The organism is Mesorhizobium sp. M7D.F.Ca.US.004.01.2.1 (assembly GCF_003997785.1).
GTDB classification, from domain to species: domain Bacteria; phylum Pseudomonadota; class Alphaproteobacteria; order Rhizobiales; family Rhizobiaceae; genus Mesorhizobium; species Mesorhizobium loti.
In genome coordinates, this window is sequence record NZ_RZRQ01000025.1 from 1 (window position 1) to 12,857 (window position 12,857).

Annotated in this window: 11 protein-coding genes; 9 read left to right on the forward strand and 2 right to left on the reverse strand. The window is 63.1% G+C overall.

Going from position 1 to position 12,857, the window contains the following annotated elements:
• Positions 1–167: LysR family transcriptional regulator (locus tag EN993_RS06680; protein WP_245468672.1), on the reverse strand; the 167-nt coding region annotated here is incomplete at its 3' end.
• 84 nt (positions 168–251) lie between these two features.
• Between EN993_RS06680 and EN993_RS06685 the strand changes: the two genes are divergently transcribed.
• From EN993_RS06685 to EN993_RS06720, 8 genes are all read left to right on the forward strand, one after another.
• Entirely contained in the window at positions 252–1,046 is a 795-nt protein-coding gene (locus EN993_RS06685) for a 2OG-Fe(II) oxygenase (protein WP_245468671.1), read from the forward strand.
• A 108-nt stretch (positions 1,047–1,154) separates the two neighbouring features.
• Positions 1,155–1,847: a GntR family transcriptional regulator gene (locus tag EN993_RS06690; protein WP_127262737.1), complete on the forward strand. Its 693-nt coding sequence runs from the start codon at positions 1,155–1,157 to the stop codon at positions 1,845–1,847.
• A 35-nt stretch (positions 1,848–1,882) separates the two neighbouring features.
• Positions 1,883–2,989, forward strand: coding sequence for a mandelate racemase/muconate lactonizing enzyme family protein (locus EN993_RS06695; RefSeq protein ID WP_127262738.1), 1,107 nt, complete (start codon positions 1,883–1,885; stop codon positions 2,987–2,989).
• Position 2,990: 1 nt separating this feature from the next.
• Positions 2,991–4,175: a mandelate racemase/muconate lactonizing enzyme family protein gene (locus EN993_RS06700; RefSeq protein ID WP_127262739.1), complete on the forward strand. Its 1,185-nt coding sequence runs from the start codon at positions 2,991–2,993 to the stop codon at positions 4,173–4,175.
• 248 nt (positions 4,176–4,423) lie between these two features.
• Entirely contained in the window at positions 4,424–6,088 is a 1,665-nt protein-coding gene (locus EN993_RS06705; protein WP_109662027.1) for an ABC transporter substrate-binding protein, read from the forward strand.
• A 155-nt stretch (positions 6,089–6,243) separates the two neighbouring features.
• Complete coding sequence (locus EN993_RS06710) at positions 6,244–7,197, forward strand: ABC transporter permease (protein ID WP_127262740.1); 954 nt, start codon at positions 6,244–6,246, stop codon at positions 7,195–7,197.
• On the forward strand, positions 7,194–8,072 hold the full coding sequence (locus EN993_RS06715) for an ABC transporter permease (protein ID WP_109662023.1): 879 nt from the start codon (positions 7,194–7,196) through the stop codon (positions 8,070–8,072). Before EN993_RS06710 ends, EN993_RS06715 begins: the two co-directional genes overlap by 4 nt.
• Positions 8,065–10,095 (forward strand): ABC transporter ATP-binding protein, encoded by a 2,031-nt coding sequence (locus EN993_RS06720; protein WP_109662020.1) that lies wholly within the window; start codon positions 8,065–8,067, stop codon positions 10,093–10,095. The genes EN993_RS06715 and EN993_RS06720 overlap by 8 nt, the downstream gene beginning before the upstream one ends.
• A 25-nt stretch (positions 10,096–10,120) precedes the next feature.
• On the opposite strand, the gene EN993_RS06725 is transcribed toward EN993_RS06720, so the two are convergent.
• A complete protein-coding gene (locus EN993_RS06725; protein ID WP_109662018.1) occupies positions 10,121–11,023 on the reverse strand; it encodes a LysR family transcriptional regulator in 903 nt (300 codons plus the stop codon).
• A gap of 113 nt (positions 11,024–11,136) precedes the next feature.
• On the opposite strand from EN993_RS06725, the gene EN993_RS06730 reads away from it, so the two are divergent.
• Complete coding sequence (locus EN993_RS06730; RefSeq protein WP_109662016.1) at positions 11,137–12,792, forward strand: ABC transporter substrate-binding protein; 1,656 nt, start codon at positions 11,137–11,139, stop codon at positions 12,790–12,792.
• Positions 12,793–12,857 lie beyond the last annotated feature (65 nt).

Below are 12,857 nucleotides of genomic sequence, written 5' to 3' on the forward strand. Positions count from 1 at the left end.
AACAACTGCTTGCCGAACCAGCTCTCGAGATTGCGGATCTGCTGGCTGACCGCCGCCGACGACACGCCGAGTTCAGAGGCGGCCAAAGTGAAGCTGCCGGCGCGGGCCGCGACCTCGAAGGCCTTGATCGCATTCAGCGGGGGCAACCGTTCCACACCAAGCTCCATAAGTTTTTCTTGCCCAATCCTAACTATTTTCCGCGTTGAGAGAAAGATTTTTTGCCGTCTCATAGGCTCGAAACCTCGGAGCCCATGACGATGAAAGACATCCTCGATCTCGACCGCTATCCGCTCGACCGCGAAGGCAGCGCCGAATGGCAGCGCCTTGTCGAACAATCCATCGCCGCGCTCGAAGCCGACGGCATGTTCAATCTGGAAGGGTTTTTGCGCCCGGGCGTGGCTGAAAAAGCCGTGCGCGAAATCGAGCCGGTGATGGCCGCGCGATCGCATGTGCACAAGCGCATGCACAACATCTACTTCAAGCCTGACATTCCCGAGCTAGGGCCCGATCACCCGGCGCTGCGCAAGGTCGAGACCATAAGCCATACCGTCTGTGCCGACCAGATTCCGGGCAGCGTCGTGCTCGCTATCTACGAATATGAGCCATTGCTGCGCTTCCTGGCCGCAACGATGGGCAAGACCAAACTGCATGTCATGCAGGATCCGCTGGCGCGAACCAACGTCATGGCCTATCGCGCCGGCGAGGCCCTGAACTGGCATTTCGATCGTTCGGAATTCACGACGACGCTGTTGTTGCAGGCAGCGGAGCGTGGCGGCGACCTCGAATACCGCACTGATCTGCGATCTGACGACAATCCGAACTATGATGGCGTCGCCAGATTGCTCGAAGGGCGTGACCCCGATGCAAAAATCCTGCGCATGAAGCCTGGCACGCTGAATGTCTTTCGCGGCAAGAACACCGCGCATCGCGTCACCACAGTCGAAGGCGAGCGTGAGCGCATGATCGCGGTGTTTTCCTACTATGAGAAGCCTGGTGTGATGTTCAGCGCCGAGGAGCGGGTCGGCTTCTACGGCCGCGCAGCCTGAGGCTGAAGAGACAGCCATGCCAGCGGTCCCAAAGAATCCGAAGATGACCTCTTGTTAGATTGTCGACAATCTGCTTGTCTTACTTTCGGTTTCCTTGGGAGCAGCCGAATGGGGAAAGCGGATTTCAGTCCGATCGCGGACACCACGCGCCGCGCCGAGATCGTCGCGTTGCTGCGGCGCGCGATCCTGACCGGCCAGCTCGAACCCGGCCAGAAACTCAACGAGCTCCGTATCTCCGAACAAATGCGAGTCAGCCGCGCGCCGCTGCGCGAGGCGATGCGCGAGTTGGTCCAGGAAGGCATCCTGACCAGCATTCCCTATGCCGGCACCTTCGTCATCGAGGTCACAGCCAAGGACATCGACGATGCCTATTCGTTCAACAAGGTGATGGACGAGCTGGCCATTGAGCGGGCGTGGCCGCTGCGCGACCAGCGCTTCTTCGACGAGCTCGACCGGCGCCACGAAACTGTCAAGCAGGCGACCCGTGAGTTGGACACGACGCGCCAAATCGAAACCGCGCTGCAACTGCATGGCCTGATCTACGAATGGGCCGACAATTCGGTGCTGCTGGAAACCTGGCAACGGCTGACCAGCCGGCTGCAGATGTATTTTGCGCTCCACCAGCATGCCCGCAATGAGCCGGTGCCGCCCGAAGACGTTCACGAAACCTATGTGCGGTTGCTGAAGGGCAAGGACATGCGTGCAGCCCAGCGCCATGCCAGGGAACACATCGATCTCGATTTCGAGGAGCTGCTTTCCTACGCGCGCGGCCTCGAACAACGCCCATCGAGGGGCGCCTGACCCGTTCCCAACATCACAGACAGCGGACAAGACACGTGCAGATCGAGACCATCAAGGCCTACCATGTCGTACAGCCCTTCGTGGACGGGCCCTATCGCATGTCGAAGGGGCGCGAGGCCGACGCTTTCGACGCGGTGATCGTGTCCATTACATCAGACAGCGGCATCACCGGCTGGGGCGAGATGGCGCCGCTCGGCAATTTTTATTCGCCCGCCTTCGCCGCCGGCGTTCGCGCCGGCGTGGTCGAGATCGCGCCGCATCTGATCGGCCACGATCCGCGTGGGCTGGCCAGCGTCGGCCGGCTGATGGACACGGTGTTCAAGGGCCATCCCTACATCAAGTCGGCGCTCGACATGGCCTGCTGGGATCTCGCGGCGCGCGCTGCCGACGTGCCGCTGGTCACGCTGCTCGGCGGTCGGGAGAGCGAGACGGCCGAACTCTACAAGGTCGTCACCCATGGCAGCGTCGACGCCATGGCAGCGCTGGCCAAGCGCATCGTCAAGGACGGCTTTCACCGGCTGCAGGTCAAGGTCGGCGGCAATGTCCATGACGACATCGAACGCGTCACCGCGGTCGCCGCCTCGGTGCCGAAAGGCACGGTCATCTTCTGTGACGCCAATGCCGGCTGGACACCCTATCAGGCGCGCCAGTTTGCCGACGCCACGCGCAGCATCGACTACACGTTCGAGCAGCCCTGCACGACGATCGATGAGAACATGTCCGTGCGCCGCATGCTCGACAAGCCCATGGTGCTCGACGAATCCGTCACCTCGCTCGAAGAGATGCTGGAAATTCATCGCCTGGGCGCGGCCGACGGGCTGACGCTGAAGATCTCGCGGCTGGGCGGCGTGACGAAGACCCGGCAGATACGCGATGTCGCCGTTGACCTCGGCTTCATGATCACCGTCGAGGACACTGGCGGCGCCGAGATCGATACGGCGGCGATGGCGCATCTGTCGCTGTCGACGCCGGAAGAGCGCCGGCTGCACGCCATCGCCTTCCATGAATGGGTGACGGTGCGCACGGCGTCGAACATGCCGCCGGTGACCAGCAGCCGCATGGGCATTCCGGACGGGCCAGGCCTTGGCATCGATGTCGTTCCTGACCTGCTGGGTAAGCCTTTCTTCGTGATCGGCCGCTGAGATGAAAATCCGCAGCATCAAAGCTACGCCGATCAATCTGCGCCTCGAAGCGCCTTACGCTTGGGTGTTCGGCGAGCTCGACGGGTTTTCGCCGACCATTGTCGAGGTCGAGACCGAGGATGGCTTGATCGGCCTTGGCGAAGCGCCGACGCCGGCGGCTGCCGCGATCATCAATGACAGTCTCGCCCCACGCCTAATCGGCCGCGATGCCTTCGACATTGCTGGCGCCGAGCATGTCTGCCTGCCCTATTGGACCGGCGTGCAGTCGATCAACGACCGTACCCGCATCATGGCTTTCGGCGCCATCGAGATGGCGTTATGGGATCTGCGCGGCAAGGCGTGGAACCAGCCACTCTACCAGCTGCTTGGCGGCGCCGTGCGCAAGGACATCCCGTTCACCGACTATTTCTCGCTGCGCGGCGATGGGCCAGAGGTGAAGGGGGAGACGACGCCGGAAGAGGTCGCCGATTATTGCGTCGAACTGCACGAGACACATGGAACGACCTTCTTCGAAGGTAAATTCTCGACCGAGGATCCGAAAGTCTCGCTCAAGATGGTCGAACTGATCCGCCGCAAACTTGGCGACGATGCGATGATCCGCATCGATTCCAACCAGGCCTATTCGCTCAGCACCGCGCGTCGGCTGGCGCGGCCGTTGGAAGAGCTCGGGGTGCGCAATTGGGAGGATCCGGTGGCGACCATCGAGGAGATGCGCGAATTGCGGCGCCATTGCTCGATCCCGTTCTCGACCCATAACATCGACATTGCGCGCGCCATGGAAACCAAAGTGCCGGACGCCATCGTCGGCAACCCGACGACGCATGGCGGCATTGGCCGCCTGCTGCGCTTCGTCGGCGCTTGCGAGCATGCCGGCATCGATTTCTGGTGCTACAGCGGCGACAGCGGCATCGGCAGCGCTGCCTATCTGCATCTGTGCGCGGCACTTGGCTGGATCAGGGAGCCAAACCAGTCGCTGTTTCGCATGCTGCCGATGGATGTCACCGAGGAAGGACCATTCTCCCCAAAGAACAACGTCGTGCGCGTGCCGGAAGGTCCCGGCCTTGGCGTCACCCTGTCGCGGGAACACCTCGCTGCCTGTCACAGAGACTTTACCGAGAAAGGACCGTGCAACAAGTATCATGACCCGGCAAAGCCTGGGACCTATCGCCGTTTGCCGCTGAACTAGATGACGGCAGCGGCCAAGACCAGTGACCAAGAGACGAGAAGCCAGCCGCCGCGACTTCGGTCGGGAAGGTCGGACAAGACGGTGGAAGCAAGTGCAGCCAAGAATCCGGCACGTCCACGCCACGACTGGATGGACCGGACAAAACCACATGCTAAAGTTCCGGTCGACAGACCTCTCTGGCGGCCGAAAAACGGAGCAGTCCACGAAATTTCGTCAACCATAAGAAATAGGGGAAAGGGTAAAAACCCATGAGCAAGAATTACAGCATTCTCGACCTGATCCGGCGCAATCGCTCGCCGCTTGAAAATCACCTGATCGACGGCCTCGTCGACGGCAGGGTCAGCCGCCGCGACTTCGTCCGCCACGGCAGCCTGCTTGGCCTGTCGCTGCCGCTGCTCGGCCGTATCGGCATGGCAGCCGGCCTCGGCGGCATGCCATCGCTGGCGCGCGCCCAGGGCACGCCTGGCGCCACCATCCGCGTTGCCAGCAGCGTGCCTGCGGCGACGATCGACCCGGTCACCATTGCGGACGCCGGCGGTCTGCTGGTGATGCAGCAGGTTGCCGAATTCCTCTGCGTCGACGGCCCCGACCTCGTGCTGCAACCGGCACTTGCCGAAAGCTGGAAGCCGAACGACACCGGCACGGTGTGGACTTTCAAGCTGCGCAAGGGCGTAAAATTCCACAGCGGCGGCGAGATGAAGGCCGACGACGTCGTGGCCAGCATCGACCGCCTTGCCGACCCGGCAAACTCGTCCAACGCGCTGTCGGTGTTCAGCGGGACCCTGCAGAAGGGCGCCTCAAAGAAGGTCGACGACTACACGGTGGAATTCCACCTCGACGCCCCGAACGGCAACTTCCCCTACATGCTGTCGTCCGACAATTACAATGCCGTCATCATCCCGGCGAGCTACAAGGGCGACTACGAGAAGAGCTTCGACGGCACCGGACCGTTCAAGATCGAGAAGTACACGGCAAAGGTCGGCGCGTCCTTCGTCCGCAACGAAGACTATTGGGGGCCGAAGGCACTGCCGGAGCGCACCGAATTCACCTTCTTCACCGACACGCAGCCGCAGATCCTGGCGCTGCAGGGTGGACAGGTCGACATCATCAACCAGCTGCCGGTGCTGGCCGGCGTCGCACTGCTCAACGATCCGAACATCGACATCATCAGCCTGAAGTCGTCGGCCCATCAGCAGCTGCACATGCGCTGCGACGAGGGCCCGTTGAAGGATGCGCGCGTGCGTCGTGCCATTGCGCTGTGCCTCGATCGCGACAAGCTGGCCGCCGGCCTGATGAAGGGACGTTCCGCACTGGGCAATGACAGCCCGTTCGCCGCCGTCTACCCTTCGACCGATACGAGCGTGCCGCAACGCAAGCAGGATATCGCGCAAGCCAAGCAGCTCATGGAAGCAGCCGGCCTTGGCCAGGGCTTCAAGATAACGCTGACCACCGAACGCTATCTGGAAATCCCTGAATACGCCCAGCTCATCCAGAACTGGGTCAAGGAGATCGGCGTCGAGCTCGACCTCAACATCCTCGACCAGGGCGGCTATTACGGAGACGCGGTGTTCGGCAAATCGAACTGGCTGGATTCGGTGATGGGCATCACCGACTACGGCCACCGCGGCGTGCCCAACGTCTACCTAGCGGCACCGCTGAAGAGTGAAGGCACCTGGAACGCGGCGCACTTCAAGAACAAGGACTATGACGCGCTGGCGACCAGCTATATCGCCGCACTCGACCTCGAGGCGCAAAAGGCGACAGCAGGCAAGATCCAGAAGCTGCTGCTCGAGGAAACGCCGGTCATCTTTGGCTACTTCTACGACTATCTGACGGCGACGGCGAAAGGCGTGGCCGGCGTGCAGCCGACCGCGATGTCGCAGCTGTTCCTCGACAAGGCATCGAAGGCCTGAACAAACTCGTTGTTGGAGCATGATCTCCGGACAAAACGGTTCCCGTTTGTCCGAGAAAACCGGTACCCACTTTTCGGGATCATGCTCAGAAGGGAAAGCCAATCCTCTAACAGCCAGCTCCCGCATGGGGGCTGGCTCCACAAGGAGTCTTAGCCATTCTCTCCTTCCTTACCCGGCGTGTGTCGCTGTCGCTGGTGACGCTGTTTCTGCTCAGCATCATGGTGTTTCTGGGCGGCCAGGTGCTGCCCGGCAATGTCGGGCGTGCCATATTGGGCCCGTTCGCCGACCAGCGCGCGGTCGATGCGCTCAATCACACGCTCGGCGTCGACCGCCCGCTGCTGACCCAGTACTGGGGCTGGATCTCCAACTTCGTCCAGGGCGACATGGGCACGTCATACATCTTCCGCTCGCCGGTCGCGCCCTTCGTCATCGATGCGCTGGGCAATTCGATGAAGCTTGCGGCGGTCGCCTTCGTGCTGGTGGTGCCGATCGGCATCCTCGGCGGGGTCGTTGCCGCACTCAATCTCAACCGCCCGCTCGACCGCATCATCAGCCTCGGCGGCCTGTCGGTGACGGTGCTGCCGGAGTTCGTCACCGGCATCATCCTGATTCTGATCTTCGGTGTCTGGCTGCGCTGGCTGCCGATATCGGCAGCATGGCCGCGCAATGCCGGCTTCTTCACCCAGCTCTATTACCTGATCCTCCCTTCGCTGCCGCTGTTCCTGGTGCTGTTCGGCTACATCGCCCGCATGGCGCGCTCCGGCATGATCGAAGCGCTTGATTCCGACTACACACGAACGGCCGTGCTGAAGGGCCTGCCGTGGCGCACGGTGATCTGGCGGCATGTGCTGCGCAACGCGCTGTTGCCGACCATCACCGTCATCGCAACGCAGACCGGTTATCTCATCGGCGGCCTCGTGGTCATCGAAACGCTGTTTCGCTACCAGGGCATCGGATCGCTGATCTTCACCGCCGCGCGCGGCAAGGATTTCCCGATGCTGGAATCCGGCATTCTCACCATCGGCATCGTCTATGCCGTGGCGACACTGATCGCCGACTTCCTCTATTCCATGCTCAATCCGCGCATCCGGCTGGGGTCAGATCAATGAGCGCCGTCCAAAGCACTTCCCCCGTTCCCGACGACACGCGCCGGCGCGGCCCGCTGGCCGAGGTCTTTTACTCCCTGCTGCGCTCGCGAACCTTCCTCGTTGGTCTCGCCATCGTGCTGTTCTGGGTTGCCTGCGCGCTGTTCGGCGAGCATTTCGCGCCTTACGATCCGCTCGCCGACGACATCATCAATGCGCTCGCACCACCTTCTTCCGAACACTGGTTCGGTACCGACCAGATCGGCCGTGACGTCTTCTCGCGCGTCATCGTCGGTTCGCGCGACATCCTCACCGTCGCCCCGCTGGCGACCTTGCTGGCGACGGTGGCCGGCACAGCGCTTGGCCTTATCACCGGCTATTTTCGTGGCCTCGTCGACGATGTCGTCAGCCGTATCCTCGAAGCCTTCATGGCGATCCCGGTGGTCATCGTCGCGTTGCTGGCAATCGTTGCGCTCGGCACGTCGAAGACGACGGTCATCGTCGTCATCGGCCTGAGCTTCGCGCCGATCATCGCGCGCACCGTGCGGTCCGCGGTGCTCGCCGAGCGTGAACTCGACTATGTCGCCGCCGCGCAGCTTCGACATGAAAGCGCATTGCATACGATGTTCGTCGAGATCCTGCCCAACGTCATCCCGCCGATCCTGGTCGAGACCACCGTGCGGCTCGGCTATGCCATTTTCGCGGTCGCCACGCTCTCGTTCATGGGCTTCGGCATCCAGCCACCCTCTCCCGACTGGGGGCTCTCGATCTCCAACAATTACGGCATGATCGGCGGCGGCTTCTGGTGGACGGTGCTGTTCGATGCGCTCGCCATCGCCTCCTTGGTGATCGGCGTCAATCTGGCGGCCGACGGCGTTCACGGAGCGCTCAATGACTAGTTCCGCCAAGGCCAAAAACGCACTCGAACTCACCGATCTGTCGGTTGCCTACCGCGTCGCCGGTCGCAACCGCGCGGTGCTGCGCAACCTCAGCCTCACCATCGGCCAGGGCGAGGCCTATGGGCTGGTCGGCGAATCCGGCTGCGGCAAATCCACCGTCGCGCTCACCGTCGTGCGCTATCTGCCGCGCAACGGCTCGATCACTGGCGGCGCCATCTCGCTCGACGGCCAGGACGTGATGAAGCTGGACGCCGAGGCGCTCAGGCGGGCTCGCGCCGAAAGCGTCTCCATGGTCTATCAGGACCCGGGCAAGGCGCTGAACCCGTCGATCCGCGTCGGCCGGCAGCTGACCGAGATTTTTGAACTCGGCGGCGTCTCGGGACAAGCGGCTACCGACCGGGCGATCGCGATGCTCAACCGCGTCCGCATCTCCGATCCCGTCAGCGTCATGCAGCGCTACCCGCACCAGCTTTCCGGCGGCATGCAGCAGCGCGTGGCGATTGCCATGGCGCTGGCCAACGATCCCTCAATGCTGATCCTCGACGAGCCGACCACCGGCCTCGATGCGACGGTGGAAGCCGAAGTGCTCGACTTGATCGCGCAGCTCAGGCAAGAACTGTCGGCCTCGATCCTGTTCATCAGCCACAACCTCGCTGTCGTCTCCAACATGTGCGACCGGGTCGGCGTGCTCTATGCCGGCATGCTGGTCGAAGAAGGGCCGACGGAGGTCGTGTTCAACGATCCGCGCCATCCCTACACCGTAGCCTTGCTGCGCTGCCTGCCGCGCGGTGGCCAACGCAAGGATCAGGGCCGCCTCGATACCATTCCGGGCTTCCTGCCCGGCATTGGAACTGACATCAAGGGCTGCGCTTTCGCCGACCGCTGCGCGCTCGCCGATGACCGCTGCCGCAGCGAATTGCCGCCGCTCTATGATCTGGGCGGCCGGCTGTCGCGCTGCTTCCATCACGACAAGGCACAGGCGCTGCCGCGCGCGACACCGAGCGATGTGGCGGCTGCACCAAAGGCGGCAGCCGCACCAGTGCTGCGGGTCGCGGGGCTGAACAAGACCTATGCCAGCCATGGCCACGCGCTGCGCGCCGTCAAGGATGTCTCGCTCGACCTACGGCCCGGCGAAACGCTCGGGCTGGTCGGCGAGTCCGGCAGCGGCAAAACGACCTTCGCCAGGCTGCTGCTCGGCCTGGTGCCACCGGACGAGGGTGGCACCATCGAGCTGGAGGGCAAGGCGCTGGCGCCGCGGCTGGAGAACCGCAGCGACGACCAGATCAAGGCGATGCAGATCGTCTTCCAGAACCCGGACTCCGCACTCAACCGCTCACATTCGATTCGCCACCTGATCGGCCGCGCGCTGAAGCGGCTGGCGGGCCTCTCCGGTAAGGCGCTGGAGGCGCGTCTCAACGACCTCGTCCGCTCGGTGCGGCTCACCGACCGCCATCTTGCGGTCAAGCCACGCCAGCTCTCCGGCGGCCTGAAGCAGCGCGTCGCCATCGCGCGCGCCTTCGCCGGCGACCCGCGCATCGTCGTGTGCGACGAGCCGACCTCGGCGCTCGACGTCTCGGTGCAGGCGGCCATCCTCAACCTGCTCGCCGACCTGCAGTCGAAGGAAGACGTCAGCTACATCTTCATCTCGCATGATTTGGCCGTGGTGCGTTACCTCTCCGACAAGATCGCCGTGCTCTATCTCGGCCGCATCATGGAACTCGGACCGTCGGAAGACGTCTTTTCCGGTCCGCATCACCCCTATACCGAAGCGCTGCTGTCGGCCGTGCCCAAACTCGACCAGACCGAGACGGCACGCATTCGTCTCGACGGCGAAATCCCCAGCGCCACCAACCCGCCGTCGGGCTGTGTCTTCCACACGCGCTGCCCGCGCAAGATAGGCCCGATCTGCGAGCAGCAGGAGCCGCCACTCAGCGAGGCCCAGCCCGGCCATTCGATCCGCTGCCACATTCCTTACGCCGAACTGGCAAGGCTGCAGAAGGCGGTCGTGACCGAGCCGGCATAGCGCTGCCGCTCCCGTGACTTGGCAGTCAGATCTGGCCTGCCATGCTAAGGGAACGATCCCCTTCCGAAAAGCCCTGCCCTTCGGCCCAGTCCCTGGCCAGCATGCGCAGGCCGGTGAGCGCGACATCCAGAACATCCGAAGAGAGGGGGTTCGAAGGATAGGCGAGGTAGATCGGCCGCTGGAACACTGGGGCGTTGTCGATGCGCCGCATCTCGCCACGCTCGATATGACCGCTGACGGCGCTGAGCGGCAGATAGGCGGCCGCCTGCTGTGACAGCACGTGCTGCAGGCCAATAAAGACCAGTCCGGCCGATATGGCCGGCTTCACCATGCCGGCAAAGGCGCGGTCGTGCTCGATGCGGAATTCCAGCCCCCAATCCATCAGAATGTAGTTTTCGGTCCACGGCTTCGTCTGCGCGGCATGCTGGACAAGTACGACCTGATCGACGGCCAGCGTTTCGTAGACGATGCCGGGATGCGGCCGCGGCAGATAGAGGATGCAGATGTCGAGCAAGCCTTCCGCCAGTTGGTCGATCGCCAGATCCGGGAAACTGCCTTCAAGCCGCAGCGCCACATTCGGCCGCCTGGTGCGCATCCACTCGACCCATGGCGAGGTGATGCGGTCCCACAGATAGGCAGGCGCGGTTAGCCGCAGCAAAGTCTCATAGCCATCGGGAACGGCGATGTCCTGTCTCGATTGCTCCCATGTGCGGGTGATGGAAGAGGCATGCGGCAGGAACTGCCGGCCGGCCGGCGTCAGCGTGACGCCATCGCGGTCGCGCACGAAAAGCCGGCGGCCCAACTGATCTTCCAGCCCCCTGATTCGCGCGCTGACGGTGGACTGGGCGAGGTTGAGCCGACTGGCCGCGACGGTGAAGCTGCCATGGGCGGCGACTTCGAGAAAGCTGCGCAGATTTTCCGTGTCCATGCCCACCTCTTGCATCGAAAATTTCGATGACCCCTATCAAAAAATATCGCTTTCCGGCGACAGTCAACAATGAACTAGATGGCCGAGCCCCAAGGCAAGCGAGGAATCCAGCCATGCCCAAGCATTTCCGGATGATCGACAACGCTCGCAGAACGCTCACCGCAATCGAAAATTCCGCTGTTGACGAATTGCTTGCCGGCAGGATGGGCCGCCGCGATTTCCTGCGCCATGGCAGCGTGCTTGGCCTCTCCCTGCCGTTCCTGGGCAGCCTTGTCGCGGCCGCCGGCCTCGGCACGCCGCAAGCACGCGCCGAGGGCAAGCCGGGTGGCACGGTGCGCGCCGGCGTAGCGACGCCGGGCGGCGCTATCGATCCCGTCACCTACTATGACAGCGGCAGCTACCAGCTGGTTTTCCAGACCGCCGAGTTTCTCTGCGTCACCCAGCCGGACCTCACCCTGAGACCGGTGCTGGCCGAGAGCTGGGCGCCGAACGAGGACGGCAGCGTGTGGACCTTCAAGCTGCGCAAGGGTGTGAAATTCCACAATGGCGAAGACTTCAAGGCCGACGACGTCGTCGCGACCTTCGACCGGCTGGCCGATCCCAACGGCGCTTCCAACGCGCTATCGGTATTCAAAGGCCTGTTGTCGAAGGGCGGCACCCAGAAGGTCGACGACCACACTGTCGCCTTCCATCTCGACGCGCCGAATGGCAGCTTTCCCTATTCGGTGTCGATCGACAATTACAACGCCGTCATCCTGCCGGCGAGCTACAAGGGCGACTACGAAAAGACCTTTGAGGGCACCGGGCCGTTCCGGCTGGAGAGCTACACGCCGAAAGTCGGCGCGACCTTCATCCGCAACCCCGACTATTGGGGTGAGAAGGCGCTGCCCGACCGGCTCGAATTCAAGTTCTACGGCGACGTGCAGCCGCGCATCCTGGCGCTGCAGGCCGGCGAGGTCGACATTCTCGACGCGGTTCCGCTCGATGTCAGCCAGGTGGTGCTCAACAGCCCCGACATCACCGTGCTGCGTGTCGCTTCGACCGCGCACCGCCAATTGCATATGCGCTGCGACACCGGTCCCTTCACCGACAAGCGCGTGCGCCAGGCGCTGGCACTGTGCATCGATCGTTCGAAGCTGGTCGACGGCCTGTGCCGTGGCATGGCGGCGACCGGCAATGACAGCCCGTTCGCGCCGGCCTTTCCCGCCACTGACAAGACGGTGCCGCAGCGCGTCCAGGATATCGCCAAAGCAAAGCAATTGCTTGAAGCGGCAGGATTGGCGAGCGGCTTCGATATCACGCTGACGACGCTGCGCTATTCCGACATTCCGGGCTACGCGCAATTGTTCCAGAATTTCGCCAAGGAGATCGGCGCGCGCATCGCGCTCAACATCGAGGACCAGGACAAATATTACGGCAAGGCAGTGTTCGGCCAGTCGGACTGGCTGGACAGCCCGCTCGGCATCACCGACTACGCGCATCGCAGCGTGCCGAACGTGTTCCTCAAGAGCCCGCTGGTCAGCGACGGCCCGTGGAACGCGGCGCATTTCAAGAACCCGGCCTATGACGGCATGGTCACCAGCTATCTCAAGGCGCTCGATGTCGGCGCGCAGCGCAGTGCCGCCTCCGACATCCAGAAACTGCTGCTCGACGAGACGCCTGTCATCTTCAGCTATTTCCCCGATCTGTTGGTACCGGTGCGCAAGAATGTCAGCGGCCTGCCGCCGATCGCCGCCGGGCTGCTGCTCGATCGCGTGTCCCTGGGATAGGGCTGATTGGACAATTCCGCTTTTCGGGCGGTGAGACTATTTCGCGGCAAGACTGCGAAGAACGA

Bases quoted from the DNA above. Each gene is read 5' to 3' on its own strand.
- EN993_RS06685 (WP_245468671.1), top strand. From the start codon at position 252: ATGACGATGAAAGACATCCTCGATCTCGACCGCTATCCGCTCGACCGC.
- EN993_RS06690 (WP_127262737.1), top strand. From the start codon at position 1,155: ATGGGGAAAGCGGATTTCAGTCCGATCGCGGACACCACGCGCCGCGCC.
- EN993_RS06700 (WP_127262739.1), top strand. From the start codon at position 2,991: ATGAAAATCCGCAGCATCAAAGCTACGCCGATCAATCTGCGCCTCGAA.
- EN993_RS06705 (WP_109662027.1), top strand. From the start codon at position 4,424: ATGAGCAAGAATTACAGCATTCTCGACCTGATCCGGCGCAATCGCTCG.
- EN993_RS06715 (WP_109662023.1), top strand. From the start codon at position 7,194: ATGAGCGCCGTCCAAAGCACTTCCCCCGTTCCCGACGACACGCGCCGG.
- EN993_RS06720 (WP_109662020.1), top strand. From the start codon at position 8,065: ATGACTAGTTCCGCCAAGGCCAAAAACGCACTCGAACTCACCGATCTG.
- EN993_RS06725 (WP_109662018.1), bottom strand. From the start codon at position 11,023: ATGGACACGGAAAATCTGCGCAGCTTTCTCGAAGTCGCCGCCCATGGC.
- EN993_RS06730 (WP_109662016.1), top strand. From the start codon at position 11,137: ATGCCCAAGCATTTCCGGATGATCGACAACGCTCGCAGAACGCTCACC.